General features: G+C 71.8%; 24 protein-coding genes and 1 pseudogene. 15 read left to right on the top strand and 10 right to left on the bottom strand.

Going from position 1 to position 21584, the window contains the following annotated elements; all coding sequences use genetic code 11:
- The first annotated feature begins 80 nt into the window (after positions 1 to 80).
- A complete protein-coding gene (locus tag ACWGJ2_RS22500) occupies positions 81 to 905 on the top strand; it encodes an alpha/beta fold hydrolase (RefSeq protein ID WP_453347949.1) in 825 nt (274 codons plus the stop codon).
- Positions 906 to 969: 64 nt separating this feature from the next.
- Here ACWGJ2_RS22500 and ACWGJ2_RS22495 read toward each other — a convergent pair.
- A pseudogene (locus ACWGJ2_RS22495) lies at positions 970 to 1113 on the bottom strand (MarR family transcriptional regulator); the annotation flags it as partial.
- A gap of 145 nt (positions 1114 to 1258) precedes the next feature.
- On the opposite strand from ACWGJ2_RS22495, the gene ACWGJ2_RS22490 reads away from it, so the two are divergent.
- The 3 genes from ACWGJ2_RS22490 to ACWGJ2_RS22480 all read left to right on the top strand — a co-directional run bounded on the left by ACWGJ2_RS22490 (position 1259) and on the right by ACWGJ2_RS22480 (position 3537).
- Positions 1259 to 1420, top strand: coding sequence for a hypothetical protein (locus ACWGJ2_RS22490; protein WP_453347948.1), 162 nt, complete (start codon positions 1259 to 1261; stop codon positions 1418 to 1420).
- A 50-nt stretch (positions 1421 to 1470) separates the two neighbouring features.
- Entirely contained in the window at positions 1471 to 2934 is a 1464-nt protein-coding gene (locus ACWGJ2_RS22485) for a glycosyltransferase (protein ID WP_453347947.1), read from the top strand.
- Positions 2935 to 3042: 108 nt separating this feature from the next.
- Entirely contained in the window at positions 3043 to 3537 is a 495-nt protein-coding gene (locus ACWGJ2_RS22480) for a Uma2 family endonuclease (protein WP_453347946.1), read from the top strand.
- A gap of 35 nt (positions 3538 to 3572) precedes the next feature.
- Here ACWGJ2_RS22480 and ACWGJ2_RS22475 read toward each other — a convergent pair whose 3' ends face one another.
- The 4 genes from ACWGJ2_RS22475 to ACWGJ2_RS22460 all read right to left on the bottom strand — a co-directional run bounded on the left by ACWGJ2_RS22475 (position 3573) and on the right by ACWGJ2_RS22460 (position 9009).
- Positions 3573 to 4919, bottom strand: a complete 1347-nt coding sequence (locus ACWGJ2_RS22475) for an NAD(P)/FAD-dependent oxidoreductase (protein ID WP_453347945.1) — start codon at positions 4917 to 4919, stop codon at positions 3573 to 3575.
- Positions 4920 to 4960: 41 nt separating this feature from the next.
- A complete protein-coding gene (hppD, locus tag ACWGJ2_RS22470; RefSeq protein WP_453347944.1) occupies positions 4961 to 6016 on the bottom strand; it encodes a 4-hydroxyphenylpyruvate dioxygenase in 1056 nt (351 codons plus the stop codon).
- The gene (locus ACWGJ2_RS22465) at positions 5959 to 7554 is read right to left on the bottom strand and encodes a hypothetical protein (RefSeq protein WP_453347943.1); all 1596 of its coding nucleotides are present in this window, start codon (positions 7552 to 7554) and stop codon (positions 5959 to 5961) included. Before ACWGJ2_RS22465 ends, hppD begins: the two co-directional genes overlap by 58 nt.
- Positions 7555 to 7821: 267 nt before the next feature.
- Positions 7822 to 9009 carry a hypothetical protein gene (locus ACWGJ2_RS22460; protein WP_453347942.1) on the bottom strand — a complete coding sequence of 396 codons (1188 nt, stop codon included), beginning with the start codon at positions 9007 to 9009 and terminating at the stop codon, positions 7822 to 7824.
- Between the two features lie 230 nt (positions 9010 to 9239).
- Here ACWGJ2_RS22460 and ACWGJ2_RS22455 point away from each other — a divergent pair, with 230 nt between their 5' ends.
- A complete protein-coding gene (locus tag ACWGJ2_RS22455; protein ID WP_453347941.1) occupies positions 9240 to 10391 on the top strand; it encodes a cystathionine gamma-synthase in 1152 nt (383 codons plus the stop codon).
- 83 nt (positions 10392 to 10474) lie between these two features.
- On the opposite strand, the gene ACWGJ2_RS22450 is transcribed toward ACWGJ2_RS22455, so the two are convergent.
- The 3 genes from ACWGJ2_RS22450 to ACWGJ2_RS22440 are packed head-to-tail and all read right to left on the bottom strand — an operon-like array spanning position 10475 to position 11918.
- Entirely contained in the window at positions 10475 to 10723 is a 249-nt protein-coding gene (locus tag ACWGJ2_RS22450) for a hypothetical protein (RefSeq protein WP_453347940.1), read from the bottom strand.
- On the bottom strand, positions 10720 to 11283 hold the full coding sequence (locus ACWGJ2_RS22445; RefSeq protein ID WP_453347939.1) for a sigma factor-like helix-turn-helix DNA-binding protein: 564 nt from the start codon (positions 11281 to 11283) through the stop codon (positions 10720 to 10722). Before ACWGJ2_RS22445 ends, ACWGJ2_RS22450 begins: the two co-directional genes overlap by 4 nt.
- A 44-nt stretch (positions 11284 to 11327) precedes the next feature.
- Positions 11328 to 11918 carry a MarR family transcriptional regulator gene (locus ACWGJ2_RS22440; RefSeq protein ID WP_453347938.1) on the bottom strand — a complete coding sequence of 197 codons (591 nt, stop codon included), beginning with the start codon at positions 11916 to 11918 and terminating at the stop codon, positions 11328 to 11330.
- A 190-nt stretch (positions 11919 to 12108) separates the two neighbouring features.
- On the opposite strand from ACWGJ2_RS22440, the gene ilvA reads away from it, so the two are divergent.
- The 3 genes from ilvA to ACWGJ2_RS22425 all read left to right on the top strand — a co-directional run bounded on the left by ilvA (position 12109) and on the right by ACWGJ2_RS22425 (position 15529).
- A complete protein-coding gene (ilvA, locus tag ACWGJ2_RS22435; RefSeq protein ID WP_453347937.1) occupies positions 12109 to 13389 on the top strand; it encodes a threonine ammonia-lyase in 1281 nt (426 codons plus the stop codon).
- Between the two features lie 251 nt (positions 13390 to 13640).
- Positions 13641 to 14732 (top strand): ATP-binding cassette domain-containing protein, encoded by a 1092-nt coding sequence (locus tag ACWGJ2_RS22430; RefSeq protein ID WP_453347936.1) that lies wholly within the window; start codon positions 13641 to 13643, stop codon positions 14730 to 14732.
- Positions 14729 to 15529, top strand: a complete 801-nt coding sequence (locus ACWGJ2_RS22425; protein WP_453347935.1) for an ABC transporter permease — start codon at positions 14729 to 14731, stop codon at positions 15527 to 15529. The genes ACWGJ2_RS22430 and ACWGJ2_RS22425 overlap by 4 nt, the downstream gene beginning before the upstream one ends.
- 184 nt (positions 15530 to 15713) lie before the next feature.
- Here the strand turns inward: ACWGJ2_RS22425 and greA are convergent, their stop codons facing one another.
- Together greA and ACWGJ2_RS22415 are read right to left on the bottom strand one after the other, a co-directional pair.
- Positions 15714 to 16211: a transcription elongation factor GreA gene (gene greA, locus ACWGJ2_RS22420; RefSeq protein ID WP_453347934.1), complete on the bottom strand. Its 498-nt coding sequence runs from the start codon at positions 16209 to 16211 to the stop codon at positions 15714 to 15716.
- A gap of 133 nt (positions 16212 to 16344) precedes the next feature.
- Complete coding sequence (locus ACWGJ2_RS22415) at positions 16345 to 16767, bottom strand: DUF4307 domain-containing protein (protein WP_453347933.1); 423 nt, start codon at positions 16765 to 16767, stop codon at positions 16345 to 16347.
- A gap of 116 nt (positions 16768 to 16883) precedes the next feature.
- Here ACWGJ2_RS22415 and mca point away from each other — a divergent pair, with 116 nt between their 5' ends.
- The 7 genes from mca (at position 16884) to ACWGJ2_RS22380 (ending at position 21360) form a co-directional block, all read left to right on the top strand.
- Positions 16884 to 17753 (top strand): mycothiol conjugate amidase Mca, encoded by an 870-nt coding sequence (gene mca / locus ACWGJ2_RS22410; RefSeq protein ID WP_453347932.1) that lies wholly within the window; start codon positions 16884 to 16886, stop codon positions 17751 to 17753.
- A 4-nt stretch (positions 17754 to 17757) separates the two neighbouring features.
- Positions 17758 to 18117: a hypothetical protein gene (locus ACWGJ2_RS22405; RefSeq protein ID WP_453347931.1), complete on the top strand. Its 360-nt coding sequence runs from the start codon at positions 17758 to 17760 to the stop codon at positions 18115 to 18117.
- A gap of 53 nt (positions 18118 to 18170) precedes the next feature.
- Positions 18171 to 18836, top strand: a complete 666-nt coding sequence (msrA, locus tag ACWGJ2_RS22400; RefSeq protein WP_453347930.1) for a peptide-methionine (S)-S-oxide reductase MsrA — start codon at positions 18171 to 18173, stop codon at positions 18834 to 18836.
- An 8-nt stretch (positions 18837 to 18844) separates the two neighbouring features.
- Positions 18845 to 19171: a hypothetical protein gene (locus ACWGJ2_RS22395; protein WP_453347929.1), complete on the top strand. Its 327-nt coding sequence runs from the start codon at positions 18845 to 18847 to the stop codon at positions 19169 to 19171.
- Positions 19172 to 19291: 120 nt separating this feature from the next.
- Positions 19292 to 20218: a phosphorothioated DNA-binding restriction endonuclease gene (locus ACWGJ2_RS22390; RefSeq protein WP_453347928.1), complete on the top strand. Its 927-nt coding sequence runs from the start codon at positions 19292 to 19294 to the stop codon at positions 20216 to 20218.
- A gap of 111 nt (positions 20219 to 20329) precedes the next feature.
- Positions 20330 to 20698 carry a hypothetical protein gene (locus ACWGJ2_RS22385; RefSeq protein ID WP_453347927.1) on the top strand — a complete coding sequence of 123 codons (369 nt, stop codon included), beginning with the start codon at positions 20330 to 20332 and terminating at the stop codon, positions 20696 to 20698.
- 128 nt (positions 20699 to 20826) lie between these two features.
- A complete protein-coding gene (locus tag ACWGJ2_RS22380; RefSeq protein ID WP_453347926.1) occupies positions 20827 to 21360 on the top strand; it encodes a type 1 glutamine amidotransferase domain-containing protein in 534 nt (177 codons plus the stop codon).
- Positions 21361 to 21584: the final 224 nt, after the last annotated feature.

Here is a 21584-nt window from a genome sequence, read left to right as displayed (position 1 = left end):
ACACCCGCTCGCGACATCCGCCCGCGCGGCGGCCGACGACGGATGACAGCCCCGGATCACGTCACACACGGAGGAATCCCATGCCGAGGACGGACAACGGTATCCACTACGAAGAGCGGGGAGACGGGCCGGTCCCGATCGTTCTGCTGCCCGGACTCGGGTGCTCGCTCCAGTGCTGGACCGGGGTGGCACCCCTGCTCGAAGGCCATCGCCTCGTACTCATGGACCTGCCGGGCCACGCGGGCTCCCGCCACGCGCCCGCCGACGGATCGAGCCTCGCGCGGATCGCCGGAACGGTGACCGACGCCTGCGACGAGCTGGGCCTCGAACGCTTCGCCCTCGCCGGCCTCTCCTTCGGCGGCGCGCTCAGCGTGCGGATCGCGCTCGACCGGCCAGGGCAGGTGCTCGCGGCCATGGCGCTCATGCCGTGGAACGCGGGCGGTACGGAGGCGGGCGATCCGGTCATCGAACGGTTCTACGGGGCCTTCCGTGACGTCGAAGCCATCACGGAGGCCGTCGGGGCCATCTCGCTGGACCCGAGCAGGACGACCGACGTCGTGCGCACGATGACGGAAGCCGTCACAGAGCGGTTCTGGCGAAGCTGGCTCGGACCCGGTGGCGGTGCTTACACGAGCATGTACGGGGAGCTGTCCGGGATCGCCGTGCCGACGTGCTACGTCATCGGCGGCAGAGACACCATCGCCCCGCAGGACAAGTTGATCGCCGACGTCCGCGCGATGCCCGGTGGCCGGCTGGTCTTCCTGTCGGACGCGGGGCATCTCGCCCCGTACGAGTCCCCGGAGCTGGTCGCCCGGGAGATCCGCGAGTTCCTCGGCCGCTACACGAACACCCCGCGCCCGGACGCGGACCCCGTCCCCGACGGCGCACCGGCGGCACTCCGCTGAGCGTGTGCGCGGCGTCGGACCCGGCGTGCCGGTCCCTTCCGGTTCGGTCCCGGTCGGTTCGGTCCCGGTCGGCGTCGTCCAGGGACCGTACGAACTTGGTGAGCAGGCGGGCGAACTCCCGCTGCTCGTAAGGGTCCCAGTCCTTGAGCGTGGCGGCGTAGAAGTCCTGCCGGGTGCGGTGCGCCGCGGCGACGGCCTGCTCCCCCGTGAGACGCGGCGTGCGTAGCCGTGAGACGCGGCGGCGCGCGGCGGGGGGCGGCCCGTACGCCCACATGGAGGCACCGAAGTGCCCCGACTTGCCCCTGGTTGCCTATAAATAACAACAAAGCACATTCGCGCCCCGAGGAGGAGCAATGCCGTACGGATCGATCACGGGGCCTGGGGGCACGCTCGCGGCGACGGGGCTGGCGACGGGCCAGATGTGGCTGGTGGTCCTCAGCGTTGTCGCCGTGCTGGCCGGTGTGGTGCTGACCAGAACCTCGTTCCGACGCGGCAAAGGCCCGCTGGAACGGTGACCGGCACCTCGGAAGGCCCTGCGAGAGCGGTTTCCGCAGGGCGGCGGCGTGTGCCGAAGCGGTGGCCAGGGGTGGCGCCGCTGCCCCGCGCCTGGCACGTCTCCTCCCTCTGGGCCATCGTGCTGGGCGCGGTCCCGCTGTCCGCTTTCCTCGCGTGGGGCATCGCGCACGTCTACTCCACCGTCGCGGCGCTCGCCGGTGGCACAAGCGGCATGGTGGTGCCGTGGCTGGTGTCGTTCCTGTTGCTGTGGTGGGCGCCGCTGTCCTGGCTGGAGCGCCCGAGGAAAGCCTCGGCCGACGAGCAGGCGGCGCTCGACCGGCTGCGGGTGACGGTGCAGGTCCCCGTCTACAACGAGGACCCCGACGCCCTGCGCGCCTGCCTCCACTCCGTCCTCGTCCAGTCCAGGCCGGTCGGCCGCGTCCGGGTCGTCGACGACGGCTCCGTCCACGCGGACGGCACCCCGATGACGTACGACGACGTGCGCGCCGAACTCCTCGACCGCGCGCGGGCTCGCGGCGTGGACGTCACCTGGGACCGCACCCCCAACCGGGGCAAGCGGCACGCGCAGATGCACGTGCTGGCCACCGACGACGCCGATGTCTTCGTGACCCTGGACAGCGACTCCGTCCTCGACCCCGATGCCGTCGCCGAGGGCCTGAAGCCCTTCGCCGACCCGAAGGTCGCCTCCGTGGCCGGACAGGTCGTCGTCCTCAACCACGACACCAACGCCCTGACCCGGATGACCAACCTCCTCTACCTCCCCTTCACCCGAGGGCTGCGCAGCGCCCAGTCCGTCCTGGGCCGCGTCACCATCAACTCCGGCACGCTCGCCTTCTACCGCGCGGACATCGTCCGCGACGCCGCCGGGGTGTACGAGCACGAGACGTTCCGCGGCCGTCCCATGCAGATGAACGACGACTCGATGCTCACCTTCTACGGGCTCCTCGCCGGGGACGCCGTCCACCAGCCGTCCTCGCTGGTCTTCACCCTGGCCCCGGAGCGCTGGTCCCACTATCTGCGGCAGCAGATGCGCTGGATGCGCGGCACCACCGTCCGGCACCTGTGGTGGCTGCGGTACATGCCGCTGACCGGCATCGTCTTCTGGTCCACGATCGCCGAGTACGTCCATATGGCCCTCGGCATCGCGATCCCCGTCGCGGTGCTCGCCGACCCCGGCCTCCGCGCCCACGCGGGGGCCTTCGTCACGGCCGGTCTGCTCATCGGCGGCGCCATGAGCTACCTGATGGCCCTGCGCCTGTTCACCGTCCACCGCACCGACATGCGCCTCCACCAGATGCTCCTGCTCTTCGCCCTCGCCCCCCTGGCCACGGCCTGGCGCGCGGTGGTCCTGCGCCCCCTGTACTTCTACGCGCTGGCCACCTGCCACCGCATCAGCCACTGGGGAACCCGCAGCCACGTCGAGGTCGCCGGGGTGGGTGAGGACACGCGAACGGAACCGGCTCCCTCGACGGCGCCGACGGCACACGGTCCCTCCGCGTCGACCGTGGCCTGACCACCGTCTTCCGGACCGGGCGCCCCGGCAGCACGGAGCAGTAGGCTGAGCCCAGCGTCGCCGACCAGCAGCGCCGGACCTGTCAGGGCTCCTCGAAGGAGGGACACCATGACCGCCGAGATGGTGGCACCCGCGTGGATGCACACACAGATCAGCGCGGAGCAGTACGACTCCTGGTCCGAGGAGCAGTGTGCCGGCATCGAGGTCGTGGACGGGATGGTCGTCGTGAGCCCGAGCGCGTCCGAACGGCACAACCGGCTGGCCCGGATCCTGGCCAATGCCCTGGACGCCGCCGCGGGCCCGGACTGGAACGCCGACACGGACTTCGACGTCCGCCTCCAGGACGTGCCGCTCACCAACCGGCGTCCGGACGTCACCGTCTACCGGGCGGAGACCACCGACCGGATCGTGAAGGTGGACCAGTACGCCAAGTCCGGCATCCCCTTCTACTGGCGGATCGAACAAGCCGCCACCGGTGTCCCCATCATCTACACCTACGTTCTCGACCCGGCCACCAAGGTCTACCGGGACGGCGAGATGTTCACCGGCGCGATCAAGGCTGCCGCGCCCTTCTCCGTCAGCGTGGACCTGGGAGCCCTCTGACGATTCTCCGGCAGCGCTGGAACATGAGGGCGCCCTCACTCCCGCGCCGCTCCCCGGATCCGCCTCGCTCCCCGGATCCGCCTCGCCGCCACCGCGCGGAGGACGGTGGGGCCGGCCAGGGAGGTGGGGGGTCGGGTGAGGGCGAAGACCTCGGCCAGGTGGCGGGCCAGGGCGGGGTCCGTCATCGCGGTGGACAGCAGGTGGTCCAGGACCCGGTGGGTCAGGGCGCTGAAGGGGCTGGTGTGCCCTGTGGTGTGGGGGAAGCGCCAGTCCTCGGTGCCGGAGATGGTCCAGGCGGGCCGCACCGCGCGGGCGAGGTCGCGGCGGATGCGGCGGTAGACGTTCGACCGTGGCTTCGGCGTGCGGAGCGCGTGCCGCAGGGCGAGTGCCTGCTGAACGGCGACGGACATGCCCTGCCCGTAGACGGGGTTCAGCGTGCAGAGCGCGTCGCCGAGGACGATCAGCCCGTCCGGCCAGTCCCGCCAGCGGTCGAACCGGTTCCAGCGGCTGGGCCCCGGATGGAAGGTGCGGACGGAACCGGCGGGGGCGCCGTCGGGGGGCAGCGCGTCGCCCACCGCCGGGTCGCGCAGCCGAGACAGCGCCCGCGTGAACTCGTCGGCGGTGCGGGGCGCGGCCCACGGGCGCACCGTGCCGATACCGGCCTGGCGGGTGCCGTCCTCGGCGGGGACGAGGATGCTGAAGGTCAGCTCGTCGGGCGGCGCCGCCTGGAGGTGGACGACGTGCTTGGCGTGCTCATGTCCTGGTGTCGGCGGGTACGCGCGGACGGCGTAGCTGACGCCCGCGTCGATCTGTCGCGGAGGGCGGCCCGTGTAGCCCGCCCGCCCGAGCCACTCCGGGGTGAGCGAGCGACGGCCGCCCGCGTCGACGACGACGGCCGCCGGGATCTCCTTCGACGTGGTGGTGCCGCGCTCCCGCGCGAGCACGGACCGCGCCCGGCCCCCGGCGATGCCCAGACCCGTCGCGGCGGTGTGGTCGAGCACCGTGACGCGGCGATCGCGCAGCACCCGGGCGCGGACATGGTGGTCGAGCAGGGACCGTGAGCACGCGAGGGCGCCGAGTTCGGAGGAGGGGGAGGACGGGAAGGACGGGAACCAGCCGAACGGGGTCAGGACGTGGACCTGCCGCGGTATCGAGACCGGGGCCGCGCCCGCGGCGGTCAGCTCCTCGATGATGCCGGGCAGCAGCGCGTCGAGGCCGCGCACACCGGCCGGGAGCAGCAGGTGGGGGAACCGGCCCTGGGGGATGCCGGGCCTCGGCCGTGGCGCGGTCGGCAGCCTGTCCCGCTCGACGAGGAGGACCTCGCCTGTGACGTCGGCGAGGCCGGCAGCGGCGAGGCATCCGGCCAGGCTCGCGCCGATCACGACTCCTGGCGGGCCCGTCGAAGAGTCCGCCGGCGGGGAGATCACAGATTTCCCCGTCGGTCCTGCTCCCGCTCGACGGCTTCGAAGAGCGCCTTGAAGTTCCCCTTGCCGAATCCGGTGGCGCCGTTGCGTTCGATGAGTTCCAGGAACATCGTGGGGCGGTCGAGAAGGGGCGTGGTGAAGATCTGGAGCAGATAGCCCTCCTCGTCGCGGTCCACGAGAATTCCGCGGCTGCGCAATTCGGCCACCGGTACGCGGATGTCGCCGAACCTGTCGGCCAGCGCCGGATCGTCGTAGTACGCCGGTGGAATGGGCAGGAAGGTGACGCCGCGCTCCCGCAGGATGTCGACGCCGGCCAGGATGTCCGGGGTGTTCAGGGCTATGTGCTGCACGCCCGGACCGTGGTGGTACTCCAGGAATTCGTCGATCTGCGACCGCCGACGCCCTGGGGCCGCCTCGTTGAGCGGCAGTTTGATGCGGCCGGTGCCGTCGGCGACGACGGTGCTCATCAGCGCCGAGTATTCGGTGGAGATGTCGTCGCTGGTGAATTCGGCGAACGACGAGAATCCCAGCGCCGCCTCGTAGAACCGGATCCACTCGTCCAGTTCGCCCTGGGCGACGCAGCCCACGGTGTGGTCGATGTCCTCGAACACGGGTGGCGCCTGGGAGGGCAGCGGGCCGGTACCGACAAAGCCGGGGAGGAATTCTCCCGGATAGCGGCTGCGGTCGACGAACGTGTGCCGCAGTTCCCCGTAGGTGCCGATCGCCGCCGTGCGTACGGTGCCGTGGTCGTCGGTGCGGTCGCGGGGGGCCTCGTACGGGTGCGCGCCGTTCTCCGTCGCGTGGGCGTAGAGGCGGTCGACGTCGCGGGTGGTGAAGGCGATGTCGCTGACGCTGTCGCCGTGCGCCTGTACCCATGCGGCGGCGGCCGAGCCGGGCGCCGCTGGCCCGGTGACGAGCAGCCTGACGCGGCCCGCTTCGAGCAGGTACTCGGCGTGGTCGCGGTAGCCGTGCTCGGGGCCTCGGTAGGCGCGCAGGGTCATCCCGAAGGCCGTGCTGAGGAAGTGGGTCGTCTGGCGTGCGTTGCCGACCTGCATCCGGATGTGGTCGATGCCGATGAGGGCCCCGTCGATGGTGGCGGTGCCCCCGTTTCCGGAAGGTCGGCTTCGGCTTGTGCTGGTCGGGGTCGTCGCGTCGGATGCTGACCGCATCGTGGGGATCCTCCTGCCGGATTACCAGGTGACGGGGATGGTGTGCAGCGCCTCGACCAGGGACGTCCAGTCCCATTCCAGCGCCGCCTCGTCCACGGCGAGGCGCAGTCCCGGCATGCGCCTGCTGACCGTGCCCAGGACGACGCGGAGTTCCTCCCGGGCCAGGTGCGCGCCCAGGCAGTAGTGGGGCCCGAGGCCGAAGGAGAGGTGGGGTGCGTGAGCGCGCGGTCGAGATGGCCCAGCCGGAACAGGGTTTCACCGAGGCGGGCCCGAGTGAGCGCGGAGGCCAGACGTTCCTCTGCGGCGCGGTTGCCCAATGAGGCGATCAGCGCACGGGTGGCGCCCTGGGAATCCCCGATCGTGGCGAGCATCTCGGCGCGCTGGTAATGCAGTCCGCCTATGGGATAACTGGTGAAAGGCCCCGAGGGCGCGGTACTGGTGTAGAGGCGTTCCGCACGGGTGAAGGTGGCCAGGGCACTCCGGCGGTCGTGGTGCGCCTGCATGACCGCGAGCTGGGTCAGGGTGTAGGCCCTGGCCGGGGGCGGGGCGTGCCGGGCCATGCGGGTGGCGTGTTCTGCCAGGTGCAGCACCTTGGACGTGTGGTGACCGAGGTCGTGGGCATGGCTGGCCATGGTGCGCAGAGCGATCGCGAGGGTGGTCCCGTCGTCGGCGTCGTCCGCGAGACGGGCCGCCGTGTGGTGGTAGTGCTGCGCCGACGCGTCGTCTCCCCCGTCGACGCAGATGTTCCCGAGCAGCAGGACGAGCTGCGCCGTCGCGGCCATGAGCTGCGAGCGCGCCTCCGTCGCCGACCAGGTCCTGAGCAGGGGCGTCGCGGTGTGCGCGAGGTAGGCGGCGAGCGAGCTGCGGACAGGGGGGCCGCCGTGCTGGGCGACTGCGGCGGCGTACATCCGCGTCATGGCGTCGAGCTGCTCCACCGCCGCCTGCCCGGCGCCCCGGCACCCGCGTTCCCCACCTGTCCGGTCTCCCCGATCCCCTTGGCGCGCCGGGCGTGGGGCACACGCGGTGGAGGGGTCGAGCGCGGCGTAGTTGAATGTCCCGGAGCTGAGTAAACGGCGCTGTCCGGCGTCGAGTTCCGCGCTCGTGAGCCAGGAGAGCTTCCGCAGGGGATCGCTCTCCCAGGAGAGGTCGAGTACGGGCGCCGGCGCGCGGGTCAGCCCCGCCTCGTGCGCGGTGACGGGACGCCGGAGCCTGCGGGAGAGCGCTTCGAGCAGGTACGTCGCGGCCTGCGGGTGGGGCTGGGTGCCGCCGAACCACCGGGACACGGTGGAGGGGTCGCAGGTGAACTCCCCGCTGTGCTTGTCGTGCTCGGCGGCCACGCGCCGCACGGCGCGGGCGAGCTGAGCCGTCCCCCACCTCGCCTCGTCGACGAGCTGCCGCAGCGCCCTGTTGGGAACCTTCGACACGTACCCCTCCGCACAGCCACGGACCGGCCACAGACCGCCTACAGACCGATGAGACCGATGAGACCGGCGAGATCGACGGCACCGATGAGACGCGTGCGACCAGCGAAACCGGCCCTCACGGGCGCATGAACGCGCCCGGCCCGCAGCGCGTACCCGGCTTCACGCCATGCAAGACCGACCGTGCGCGCGGCATGCTCGTCTCTCGGTGCACTCACCTTTCCGCGCCGCGAAAGCACCACCCGCGCGCCGAGGGGCGCGGGGGCGCGTTCAGAACGCCGGGGGCTGCTGCGCCGGCGCCCCGCCCGTCGCCTCCCAGCCCGCGACCGCCAGCGCCCGGTACGCCGCGTACTCAGCGGCCGGGCTGCCCGAGTCCACCCACGGCAGCGCGCCCACATACCCGTCGACGGCGTGCAGCGCCTCCATCGCCTCCTGGTACCGCTCGGCGCGCACCAGGAAGCAGACCAGCAGGTGCAGGACGTGCGGCCGTACGGGGTGGTCGTCCTCGACCTGGTCCACGGCGAACTCCGCCGCCTCGATGGCCCGCTCGATCTCCGCGCTCTGGTAGAGGCCGCGCACCATGTTGACCTCGGGCAGGTGCTCGTACATCGCGAACAGCGGCAGCGCGGGCAGCAGCGTGCCCTCGGGCGCCTGGGCCGCGGCGGTCTGCGCGAAGGCGTCCGCGTCGGCCCGGGAGCCGCTCCACTTCGCCGACCAGTAGGGCAGTGCGGCCAGGTGCGCGCCCATGTGGTGCGGCGCGTGGCGCCGGACCGTGGACCACAGCGATTCGAAGTCGGCCCGCCGGTAGCTCAGGTGCCGGGCGATGAACAGTTCGGTGATGAAGGGGGTCGGGTCGGCGGGGGCGAGGGCCGCCGCCTCGTGGCAGACGTTGCGGGCCTCCTCCAGGACGATGCGGTGGTCGGCCGAGGAGGGGTCGGCCAGCGCCTGCCACACCAGGAACTGCGCGTACACCTGCGCGCCGCCCGGGTCCTTGGGCTCCCGCGTACGCCACTCGCGCAGCCAGCGCGCGTCCCGCGCACCGGGGCCCTTGCTGAACGAGACACCGCCGTCCGCGCCGCCGCCCGCGCCGTCCGCGTCCTCCGTGCCGACGCCCGCGGCCCGCGACCGCGCCAGCTCCATCGCGGCGGCCCCCGCCAGCGACTGCACCCGCTGCCAGCGCAGCTCCCACTCGTCCCCGGTGAAGGCGAGGAGCCGCGCGACCGGCTGCCAGTCCTGGGACCGCTGGGTCTCCTCCAGCGCGTCGACCAGCTCGCGGTCGGGCCCCGGCAGCCGTACGTCGAGCTGCTCGACGGGCACGAAGCCGTGGCCCGAGGTCGGGTCGGACGCCTGGAGCAGGCCCCGCGATCCCTCTCGCTGGAGCCTGCGGCGGCGCATGGCCGGAACGATCACGACACCGACGACTGCGGCGAGAACGATCAGCAGAAGGAGGGCTTCCATGACGGTGGTTCTCCCTGGTGGGGGCGCTGTACGGGCGGACGCGGAACGAGTACGGAACGAATACGGGCGGATACGGGGCGGACGCGGACGTGTACGGGGCCGTATACGGGGACGTAGAGGGAACGGATGCGGGGGCGCACACGTGCCCCGTGCCCCGCCCGCGTACGACGGCGGCGCGGATCGGACGCGCGCGGCCTGCCTCCACCGTACGGCGCATTAGTCTCGGGCCCATGAGCCACCAGAGCTTCGAGAACTTCGAAACCCTCGCGATCCACGCCGGTCAGGCGGCCGATCCCGCGACAGGCGCGGTCGTACCGCCCATCTACCAGGTGTCCACCTACAAACAGGACGGGGTAGGCGGGCTGCGCGGCGGCTACGAGTACAGCCGCTCGGCGAACCCGACACGCACGGCCCTGGAAGAGAACCTGGCCGCGCTGGAGGGCGGGCGGCGCGGGTTCGCCTTCGCCTCCGGCATGGCCGCCGAGGACTGCCTCCTGCGTACGCTGCTCGTCCCCGGTGACCACGTGGTCATCCCGAACGACGCGTACGGCGGCACCTTCCGCCTCTTCGCCAAGGTCGCCGAGCGGTGGGGCGTCGAGTGGTCCGTCGCCGACTCCGCCGACCCCGCCGCCGTACGGGCCGCGCTCCGCGACCGCACGAAGGCCGTCTGGGTCGAGACCCCCTCCAACCCGCTGCTGGGCATCACCGACATCGCCGCCGTCGCGGACGTCGCCCGCGAGGCCGGGGCCCGCCTCGTGGTGGACAACACCTTCGCGAGCCCCTACCTCCAGCAGCCGCTGGCACTGGGCGCCGACGTCGTCGTCCACTCGACGACGAAGTACATGGGCGGCCACTCGGACGTGGTGGGCGGCGCCCTCGTCGTGAACGACGAGGCGCTGGCCTCCGACATCGCCTTCCACCAGAACGCCATGGGCGCGGTCGCCGGCCCCTTCGACGCCTGGCTGGTGCTGCGCGGCATCAAGACCCTGGCGGTACGGATGGACCGGCACAGCGCGAACGCGACCCGCGTCGCCGAGATGCTGCGCGCCCACCCGAAGGTGTCCCAGGTCTACTACCCGGGCCTGCCCTCGCACCCGGGCCACGAGACGGCTGCCAAGCAGATGCGGGCCTTCGGCGGCATGGTCTCCTTCCGCGTCTCGGCGGGCGAGGAGGCGGCGGTGCGCGTCTGCGACAACGCCGAGCTCTTCACGCTGGGCGAGTCGCTGGGCGGCGTCGAGTCCCTGATCGAGCACCCGGGCCGGATGACGCACGCCTCGGCCGCCGGCTCGGCCCTGGAGGTCCCGGCCGACCTGGTCCGCCTCTCCGTCGGCCTCGAATCGGCCGACGACCTCCTGACGGACCTGTCCCAGGCCCTGGCCTGACGGACCCGGCCTGACGGCCGCCCGTACGGAACGACCCCGTACGGGCGGCCCACCCGTCACCGAGCCCGTACGCGTACCGCCCGTCACCAGCCCAGCGGCGGCGTCGTGCGCGAGGGAGGGGCCGTCCAGGGCTCGGCCAGCACCGCCCAGAAGGTGAAGGCGAGCAGCGCGCCCAGCAGCACCGCCCATGTCACGAGCAGCACCACCTGCCGCCGCCGCAGCAGGCGCTCGCCCCGGACGAGGGCGCGCTCGGCCAGGTCGGGCGGCACCGGCAGCGGGCCGCCGTCGAGCAGCCGCCGTACCTCGGTCTCCTTGCGGTCGGGCAGCCTCATGCCACGCCCTCCACGTCACGTCCGGCACCAGGCCCGCGCTCCACGGCGGAACCCCCGGCTCCGGGCCCTCGGTCGGGCGGACGCCTCCGCACCGTGCCATCGCCAGGTCCAGCGCCCGCCGCGGGCCCGGCGCTCAGCAGCGTCGCCATCCCCCGCGTGCACAGCACCCGCACCCGCTCCACGGGGAGCCCGAGCCCTGCCGCCGTCTGCTCCTCCGCCACGCCCTCGTGCAGCCTGAGCACCACGACGAGGCGCTCCTGCGGGGGCAGCGCGCCGAGGAGGCCGCCGCGCGAGCGGCGGTAGCGCCAGGCGCCGTGCGCGAAGCGGGCGGCGAGTTCCTGACGGGTGCGGTCGTACGGGTCCTCGCCGCGGAGGCGGTCCCAGTCCGCGTACGTGTGCGCGAGCGCGGCGACGAGCAGCCGCTCCGCCTCGGGCGCGGCCCCGGAGGGCTCGCCCGTGAGCAGCGTGGCGGCACGCAGCAGCCGGCCTGCCGCACCCGCGACGAATGCCTCGAACTCCCGGGCTCGGCGGCGCTCTTGTCGTGCCCGCCGCTCTCGCACTGCGCGCCTCCTCCGCCCATAGGACGGCAGGCGCGCTGATCAAATCAAGAGGCGGGCGGGCCCGGGGTGGTCGACGGGTGGATGCCCAGCAGCGAGGTGTTGAAGCGGGTGAGCAGGGTGCAGAAGGACTCCCGCTCCTCCTCGCTCCACTCCTCCGTCAGCAGCGCCATCAGATCGCGCCGCGAGGCGCGCACCTGCTCCAGACGGGCCGCGCCACGGGGCGAGAGCTGAAGGACGACGGCGCGGCCGTCCTCGGGGTGCGAGGTGCGCTTGACCAGGCCCGAGTCGACCAGGGGCGCGACCTGGCGGGTGACGGTGGAGGAGTCGATGCCCATCCCGGCCGCGAGCGCCTTGACGCCCATCGGGCCTTCCTGGTCGAGCCTGTTGAGGAGCAGATACGCCGCGCGGTCCATGGAGTTGCGGGCCTGGCCGACCCCGCCGAGGCGGGTCTGCTCGGCGCGCCTCGCGAAGACCGCGACCTGGTGCTGCATCGCGTCGAGGACGGCGCCGCCCGCGTGCTCCTCGCCCGTCGCGGCCGGGTGCGCGGCGGCGACTCCGGCGTCAACGTCGATTTCGGCGTCTGCTTCGGCGTCGTTTGTCATGATGTCTGTCGTCATGTCCGGGTGCGTGGGCATGGCCGGGATGCTCGCTTCTTTGGGAAGTCTTGGGAAAGATCGAAGAGTTCCAGGGTTCCACATCGCTACACCAATGTGTGTGGGGCACAGAGTACGCGCCCGCTCCCCCGGCCGTACCGCCACTGCACGAACCAGTGACGAGCAAGAGGCTGCGCGCGCCTCCCGTACGCCGTACTGCCAGACTGGCGCCATGGTCCCGAGTCCCACCGAGGGCACCACCCCCGCCCTCGCCACCTCCGCCCTCTCCGCCTCCGCCGCCCCCGCGCTCCCCGTCGTCTCCGTCGACGACGTGCGCACCGCGCAGAAGACGCTCTCCGGGGTCGCCCGGATGACCGCGCTGGAAGGCAGCCGCCACCTCACCTCCCTGATCGGCTCCCCCGTCCACCTCAAATGCGAGAACCTCCAGCGCACGGGCTCCTTCAAGCTGCGCGGCGCGTATGTGCGCATCTCGGGGCTCACGGCGTCCGAGCGCGCGCGGGGCGTGGTGGCGGCGAGCGCGGGCAACCACGCGCAGGGCGTCGCACTGGCGGCCACCTTGCTCGGGGTGCGCTCCACGGTGTTCATGCCGCAGGGCGCCCCGCTGCCGAAGATCGCGGCGACGCGTGACTACGGCGCGCGCGTACGCCTCCACGGCCAGGTCGTCGACGAGACGCTGCGCGCGGCGCAGGAGTACGCGCGGGAGACGGGCGCCGTCTTCATCCACCCCTTCGACCACCCCGACGTGGTGGCGGGCCAGGGCACCCTCGGCCTGGAGATCCTGGAGCAGTGCCCCGAGGTGCGCACCATCGTCGTCGGCATCGGCGGCGGCGGGCTCGCGGCCGGGATCGCGGTCGCGGTGAAGGCGCTGCGGCCCGACGTGCGGATCGTCGGCGTGCAGGCGGAGGGCGCCGCCGCGTATCCCCCCTCGCTGGCCGCTGGCAGGCCCGTCGCGCTGGATTCGGTCTCGACGATGGCCGACGGCATCAAGGTGGGACGCCCTGGGGACGTGCCGTTCAAAATCGTTGGCGACCTTGTGGACGAGGTCCGTACGGTGTCCGAAGACGCCCTGTCCAGCGCGCTGTTGCTGTGCTTGGAGCGGGCCAAGCTCGTCGTGGAACCGGCGGGCGCGAGTCCGGTCGCCGCGCTGCTGGCCGAGCCGGGGGCGTTCGAGGGTCCGGTCGTCGCCGTGCTCTCCGGGGGGAACGTCGATCCGCTGGTCATGCAGCGGACGCTGCGGCACGGCATGGCCGCCGCGGGCCGCTATCTGTCGCTGCGGCTGCGGCTGACGGACCGGCCGGGGGCGCTGGCGGCGCTTCTCGGGGAATTGTCAGTGGCCGACGCTAACGTCCTCGATGTGAGCCATGTACGGACCGACCCGCGGCTCGGGCTCGACGAGGCGGAGGTGGAGCTGCACTTGGAGACCAAGGGACCGGAGCACTGCGTCGAGGTCGCCTCGTCACTGCGTGCCGCGGGGTACACGGTGATGAGCTGAGCCGCCATGGGACGCCCCGCGTAGGCGGGGCGGCGGCCCGGCGCCGGAGCCCCCGCGTCTGAGCGTTCCTGAGCGTTCACGCCTGATCGTTCGCGTCTGAGTATTCGCGACTGTCGTGAATCCCTTGACGCGATACATCGCGTCACCACATACTGCTGCCCCACCGGGGCAGCAACCGTTTCGCATGCCGGATATTCCCGGCAAGCCTAAAATCTCACCTGATGCCACTCCACAACACTGGGAGTTCCTGTATGCCAGGCGCCATTTACGCCGAGGGTCTGGTGAAGACCTTCGGCGACGTAAGGGCACTGGACGGTGTCGATCTCGATGTACCCGAAGGCACCGTGCTCGGCCTGCTCGGGCCGAACGGCGCGGGCAAGACCACCGCGGTGCGCGTGCTCACCACTCTCCTCCAGCCCGACAGCGGCAAGGCCGTCGTCGCCGGGATCGACGTCCTCAAGCAGCCGACGGAGGTGCGCCGCTCCATCGGCCTCTCCGGCCAGTTCGCCGCCGTCGACGAGTATCTGACCGGCCGCGAGAACCTCCAGATGGTCGGGCAGCTCTATCAGATGTCCGCGCGGGCCGCGAAGAAGCGGGCGGTGGAGCTGCTGGAGCGCTTCAACCTCGCCGATGCCGCCGACCGCACCGCCAAGACCTACTCCGGCGGCATGCGCCGCCGTCTCGACCTCGCCGCCGCGCTCGTCGTCAGCCCGCCCGTCATGTTCATGGACGAGCCGACCACGGGCCTGGACCCGCGCAACAGACAGCAGTTGTGGGAGGTCATCGAGGAACTGGTCTCCGGCGGCACCACACTGCTGCTCACCACGCAGTATCTGGAGGAGGCCGACCGCCTGGCCCACGACATCGCCGTCGTCGACCACGGCAGGGTCATCGCACGCGGCACCTCGGACCAGCTCAAGGCCCAGACGGGCGGCGAGCGCATCGAGGTCGTCGCGCACGAGCCCGAGGACATCGACACGGCCCGCGCCGTCCTGGACCGCCACAGCCTGCACGGCCCCGGCAAGGACGCCGTCGCCGTCGAGCCCCACACCCGCAAGCTGACGGTCCCGGTCACCGGCGGCGCCAAGCTCCTCGCCGAGGTCATCCGCGAACTGGACACGCGAGGCGTCGAGATCGACGACATCGGCCTCCGCCGCCCCACCCTCGACGACGTCTTCATCTCCCTCACCGGCCACGCGGCCGAGGAGGACAAGGCACCGAACGGTGAGAACGGCGAGGGCGAAGACGGGACCGCGGCGGCGGCGGGGGCCGCCGGGGCCACGCGGGGCGGCCGCAAGAAGAAGCCCGGGAAGCAGCAGCGGAAGAAGGAGCAGGCGAAGTGAGCAGTGTGAGCGATTCCCTGGTCATCGCCCGCAGGAACGCGATCCGCATGACCCGGATCCCCGAAATGGTCCTTTTCGGGGTCATCCAACCGGTCATGTTCGTGGTGCTGTTCAGCTATGTCTTCGGCGGCTCCATCAGCGTCCCCGGCTCGGGCCTCAGCTCCTCCGGATACCGCGAGTTCCTGATGGCGGGCATCTTCGCCCAGACGGTCACGTTCGCCACGGCGGGCGCGGGCGCCGGCATAGCCGACGACATGCACAAGGGCCTCATCGACCGCTTCCGCTCCCTGCCCATGGCACGGGGCGCGGTCCTCACCGGACGCACCCTCGCCGATCTGGCGCAGACGGCCCTGACGCTGGTCGTGCTGGCGGTCGTCGCGCTGCTCGTCGGCTGGCGCACCCACGAGAACTTCGGCAAGGTGCTCGCGGGCTTCGGCCTGCTGCTCCTGCTCGGCTACGCCTTCTCGTGGATCGGCGCCCTCATCGGCCTGACGGTGCGGACGCCGGAGGCGGCCACCTCGGGCGGGCTCATCTGGCTCTTCCCGCTCACGTTCATCTCGAACGCGTTCGTGCCGTCCCAGAACATGCCGACGTTCCTGCGGCACATCGCCGAGTGGAACCCGTTCAGCGCGACGGTCCAGGCGTGCCGCGAGCTGTTCGGCAACATACCGCCGGGCTATCCCGTGCCGGACGCCTGGCCCATGCAGCACCCCGTCCTGGCCTCGGTGATCTGGTCCGTCCTGATCATCGCGCTGTTCCGGACGCTGGCGGTCCGCAAGTACAAGGCGGCCTCCTGACGCGCACGCGCACCCGGGCACACCCGCCACCCGCCCGGGCACACGCGCCGAGGGGCCCCGGCCGGAAGCCGGGACCCCTCAGTGCGTGCTTGGCGTACAGGGCGTACGTGGTGTGCGTGGCACACGTGGTGTGAAAGAGGCCCGTGAAGGGGCCGGGGGCGTCTTCAGCCCTGGTATGCCCCGGTCAGCCCTGGTAGGGCTTGGCGTCCATGATCTTGACCGACGCCATCTTGCCGTTGGGCAGCTCGTACTCCGCGTCCGCACCGACCTTCTTGCCGTTCACGCCGCTGCCGAGCGGCGACTGCGGCGAGTACGTCTCGACGTCCGTGCTCGCGTACTCGCGCGAGGCGAGCAGGAAGGTGAGGGTGTCGTCCTCGTCACCGTCGAACGCGATCGTCACGACCATGCCGGGGGCTACCACACCGGTGTCGGCCGGGGCCTCTCCGACCTTCGCCGACTCCAGCAGTTGCTGGAGCTGCCGCACACGCAGCTCCTGCTTGCCCTGCTCCTCCTTGGCCGCGTGGTACCCGCCGTTCTCGCGGAGGTCACCCTCTTCGCGAGCCGCCTCGATCTTCTTGGAGATCTCGGTGCGTGCAGGACCCGACAGGTAATCCAGCTCGGCCTTGAGCTGGTTGTACGCCTCCTGGGTCAGCCAGGTGACGTTGTCGCTGGTCTGGGTCACAGGTGCTCCTCGTCGGTACTGGGAATATAAACAACGCCCTGCCCATGAGGCTGCGCCTTGATGGGCGGGCGGAAACTACGAGCCTAACAATTCCGGCGGAAAAGGGAAGAAGGTCGGACCAGGCTGTAACTGGTCAGCCACGCGCCGTCGACTGGCATCCGACCAGCTCGGCACTGGTCGCGGGCTTGGTGGTGCGGATCGTGACGACCGTGTCGAGACGGTCCTCGCCCGCGCCGATCCGGACGTCCTTGCGGCCGACCTCGGCGCCGCTCTCCTCCTGGGTGCGCAGCGTGCACACGCCTGCCGCACCGGCCTCCTTGCGGACCTCCAGGTGGGCCTCGACGGCAGTGTCCGAGACGACCTTGAACTTGATCAACTCGCCGCTGACGTCCTGCCCCGAGACGTACGAGACACCGATCCAGCCGATGAGCCCGAGCATCGCGACGCCCAGCACCCCGCCGATGATCTTCAACTTGCGGTCGGTGCGCGCGTCATCGTCGTCGCCCGAGCGGCCGTACCGCCCGTAACGCCCCTCGGGAGGCTCCTTGTCAGCCATCGCCGGTCCTCTCCAAGGGGTGGTCGGGAATACATCAGGGTGCCGATTCAGTCACTATAGAAGCCGCCCGCGTAGCCCGGACACCGGGGCCGTGACGAGTTGACGAGGAACGAGTCTTGACTGAGCAGATGCGACTGATGGCCGTGCACGCCCACCCCGACGACGAGTCGAGCAAGGGCGCGGCGACCATGGCGAAGTACGTGTCCGAGGGGGTGGACGTGCTGGTCGCGACCTGCACGGGAGGCGAGCGCGGCTCCATCCTCAACCCGAAGCTCCAGGGCGACAAATACGTCGAGGAGCACATTCACGAGGTCCGCAAGAAAGAGATGGACGAGGCCCGCGAGATCCTCGGGGTCAAGCAGGCGTGGCTCGGCTTCGTCGACTCCGGCCTGCCCGAGGGCGATCCGCTGCCCCCGCTCCCCGAGGACTGCTTCGCGGTCCAGGACGTGGACGAGGCGGCGGGGCGGCTGGTGAAGCTGATCCGCGAGTTCAAGCCGCAGGTGATCACCACCTACGACGAGAACGGCGGTTACCCGCACCCGGACCACATCATGACCCACAAGATCACGATGGCGGCCTTCGAGGCGGCGGGCGACCCCGAGAAGTACCCGGAGGCCGGTCCCGTCTGGCAGCCGCTGAAGGTCTACTACAACCAGGGCTTCAACCGTCAGCGCACCGAGGCGCTGCACGAGGCGCTGCTGGCGCGCGGGCTGGAGTCGCCCTACGGGGAGTGGCTCAAGCGCTGGGAGAAGATGGGCCGCGAGCGCAGCCTGACGACGTACATCCCCTGCGGGGAGTTCTTCGAGATCCGCGACAAGGCACTGATCGCCCACGCTACGCAGATCGACCCCGACGGTGGCTGGTTCCGCGTCCCGATGGACGTCCAGCGGGAGGTCTGGCCGACGGAGGAGTACGAGCTGGCGAAGTCCCTCGTGGCCACCTCGCTCCCCGAGGATGACCTCTTCGCGGGCATCCGGGAGAATTGACGTCATGAGCGCGACGCAGACGACCATGGTCCAGCTCGTCCCCCTGGCGAAGGAGCTGGACGAGAACAAGGTGACGCCCGGTGTCCTCGGCTTTCTCGTCTTCGCCGTCATCGGCGTCGCGGTGTGGATGCTGATGAAGTCGATGAACCGGCACATGAACAGGGTGAACTTCGAGGAACCGGCCGCGGCGGCGGGCGGGGCGGCGTCGGGCGGCGCGAAGGTGCCGGCGCCCGCGGCGGCGGCGGCGGAGGGCGCCGCCGCGACGTCCACCGCCACCTCCACGGCGACCGCCACCGCCGAGGCCAACGCCACCGAGCCGGAGCGGGACAAGCCGGAGCCGGGCTCCGGCACCCGTCACACCTGACCAGCGGTACGGCGGCCCACGCCGTACACCCGAAGCACGAACAGGAGCGACCCATGCTGTTCGGCCGCCACAAGAACCACATCCCGACCCCCGACGAAGCGCTCAAGGGCCGCCCGGAACGCGATTTCACGGTCCCGGAGCGGCACACGGTCCTCGGCACACCGCTGCTGGGCCCCTACCCGGAAGGTCTGGAGACGGCCGACTTCGGCATGGGCTGCTTCTGGGGCGCCGAGCGCGTCTTCTGGCAGGCGGACGGCGTCTTCACGACGCTCGTCGGCTACCAGGGTGGCTCGACGCCCAACCCCTCCTACGAAGAGGTCTGCTCCGGGCTCACGGGCCACACCGAGGCCGTCCGCGTCGTCTTCGACCCGTCGAAAACGAGCTACGAAGCGCTCCTGAAGCTCTTCTGGGAGTCCCACGACCCGACGCAGGGCTTCCGCCAGGGCAACGACGTCGGCACCCAGTACCGCTCCGCCGTCTACACCCACTCCCCCGCCCAGCAGTCGGCGGCCGAGGCGTCCCGCGACGCCTACCAGCAGGTCCTCACCGGCTCGGGCCACGGCACGATCACCACGGAGATCCTCCCGGCCGACGACCGCGCCTTCTACCCGGCCGAGGGCTACCACCAGCAGTACCTGGACAAGAACCCCGGCGGCTACTGCGGCATCGGCGGCACGGGCGTGAGCTGCCCGGTGGGGGTCGCCCCGGCGGACGGCTGACACCACCCTTGATCGCCCAGCCGCCCGCTTCCGTCACGGCGCTGCGAGAGTCCGTCGCACAGACCGCCCCTGCCGCGCTGCCCGCGTTCACGCGAGAGCTGGATCTGGCCGCCGTCCAGTCGCTGGAGGGGGCCGATCTCGCTCCCCTCCAGCGGTTCATCGCCCAGTGGGCGGTCTACGTCCACATCCACCGCCGGCCTCAGTCGGCGGAGCGCTTCCGGGAACTGGAGGCCCTCGCCGACGAGGGCGACGCCTCGCGGGCACGGCAGGCGGCGTCCGGGATCGGCCACATCCTGGACGAAGCGCACGCCGCTCTGGGCCGCCCACGGCGGTGACCGGGGAGCGGCGGCGGGCCCGCATCCCCGTTCCGCACCGGCCCGTTCCGCACCGGCCCGTTCCGCACCATCCCGCTCCGTCCCGCGCCGGTGTCAGTGCCCGCCGTTACAGTCGCGTTCATGGACTGGATCGGGAAGGTGCGGGATCTGCGGCAGTGGTCGCGGGGTGGTGAACGGGCGCCGCACAAGCCGTTGTTGATGCTGTACGCGCTGGGGCGGCATCAGCGGGATCCCGATGCCGCGCTGCGCTATTCGGACGTCGAGCGGGACCTCCGGACGCTCCTGGAGGAGTACGGCCCGCCGCGCGGCACCACTCCCGCCTATCCGTTCCACCACCTCACCTCGGACGGCGTCTGGGAGGTGCGCACGGACAGCGGCGGGGGCAGTCCGGGCTCCGGGATCACCGCGCTGCGGGAGAGCGGCGCGGCCGGGCGGCTCGCGCCCGGGCTGCGGGCCGCGCTCGCCGAGGACGCGGAGCTGCTGCCCGAGCTGGCGCGGCTGCTGCTCACCTGCCACTTCCCGGCCTCGCTGCACGAGGACATCGCGGCGGACGTCGGGCTCGATCTGGAGACCGCGCCCTGGGCCGTGCGCGCGACGGGCCTCGTACGCGACCGCGCGCGTGCCGTCGAGATGCGGCGCCGCGTCCTGGAGGCGTACGAGAACGCGTGCGCCTTCTGCGGCTTCGACGGAGCGCTCGGGGGCAGGCCCGTCGGGCTGGAGGCGGCCCACGTCAGGTGGTGGGCGTTCAGCGGGCCGGACGATCTCTCCAACGCGCTGTGCCTCTGCGCCCTCCACCACAAGCTGTTCGACAAGGGTGCGCTGGGTCTGGACCCCGGTCTGCGCATCGTCGTGTCCCAGGGGTTCGCCGGGTCCGGCGCGGCGGCGCGCAGCCAGGTGTCCGACCTCGCGGGGCGTCCGCTGCACGGTCCCCGGCGCGGGGCCGAGGCTGTCGACGCGCGGTTCGTGGACTGGCACACGCGCCAGGTCTTCCGCGCCGGACCGCGCCGCCGCCAGGGCGCGGGGGCGGAGGCGGGGGCGCCCGTGTGAGGACGACCCCGCACGGGGCGTACGCGCACCGCGGCCGTACGGCGCCCACGGCACGGCCCACGGCGCGGCGCGACGGGCCATGATCCCGCCCGCGCGGGATACCCGGGGTTCATGACGATGCAGCATCCAGCCGCCCGTGGCGGCTACCGACGCGGGCGCTTCGACAACTTCTCCGAGACGGCCTCCAACGTGACGGCCTCCCCCTTCTTCTACGTGGTCTGCCTCTTGCTGATCGCGGGCTTCGTCGTGATCCACTTCGCGGGCGCGGCAGCACACTGGCTGATCTTCGTCGGCGACATGATGACCGCCGTCAACCTGCTGCTGCTCGCCCTGCTGAAGAACTCCGAGCGCCGCGCCGAGCACGCGCTCCAGCACAAGCTGGACGCGATAGCCGCGGCCCTGCTGGAACAGCACGAGGGCAGGGGCCGCGAGGCCCACGAGGACCTGAAGAAGGCCATCCGCATCGAGCGCCAGCTCTGACGGCCGACGGCGCACGGCGGACGACGGACGGCTCCCGCGCATGACCCCGCCCCCGGAGGGGACCCGTCGGCCAGTCAACCGTCACACCGAGCGACGATCACACCGAGCACCGGAAGGGAGTGGCCGCGATGCGGATCGCCTTTCTCGTGGCGCACGAGGGAATCGAGCAGGTGGAGCTGACCCACCCGTGGCAGGCCGTCGGCGACGCGGGCGGGACACCGCGGCTGGTGTCGACGCGCCCCGGCAACGTGCAGGCGTTCCAGCACCTCGACAAGGCGGGCACCTTCCCCGTGGACCAGACGGTCGACGAGGCGTCGGTCTCCGAGTACGACGGGCTGGTGCTGCCCGGCGGGGTCGCGAACCCGGACGCGCTGCGGCTGGACGACGGCGCCGTGGGCCTGGTGCGGGGCTTCTTCGAGGCGGGGAAGCCCGTCGCGGCGATCTGTCACGCGCCCTGGGTGCTGGTGGAGGCCGACGTCGTGCGCGGGCGCACTCTCACGTCCTGGCCGAGCCTCCAGACGGACATCCGCAACGCGGGCGGCGCCTGGGTCGACGAGAAGGTCGTCGTCTGCTCGGGCGGCCCGAACACGCTGGTCACCAGTCGTAAGCCGGATGATCTGAAGGCGTTCGAAGAGGCGGCGCTGACCGCGTTCGGCGCCTGACCCCGCCTCCTCCGGGCCTCGGAGCACAAAACCGCCGGGGCGGGTACGGGAGAAGATAACCAACCCCCCCCCGCCGGGTGTGCCGGTGCGGGGGGCGCCCGGGGTGGGCCGCGTCCCCCCGCCGCGTGGGCCCGGGGCTTAACAACCGCGGGGGGGGGTTTCGGTCACAGTTCCGCGACCCCCCCCCGGCGTGGTGTCCGTGTGCGGCGGTCGCCGTCGAGGAC

It is taken from the genome of Streptomyces sp. NPDC054796 (assembly GCF_053611545.1).
Note: the sequence above shows the minus strand (reverse complement) of the source record. Positions and strands in the feature narration are given on the sequence as shown.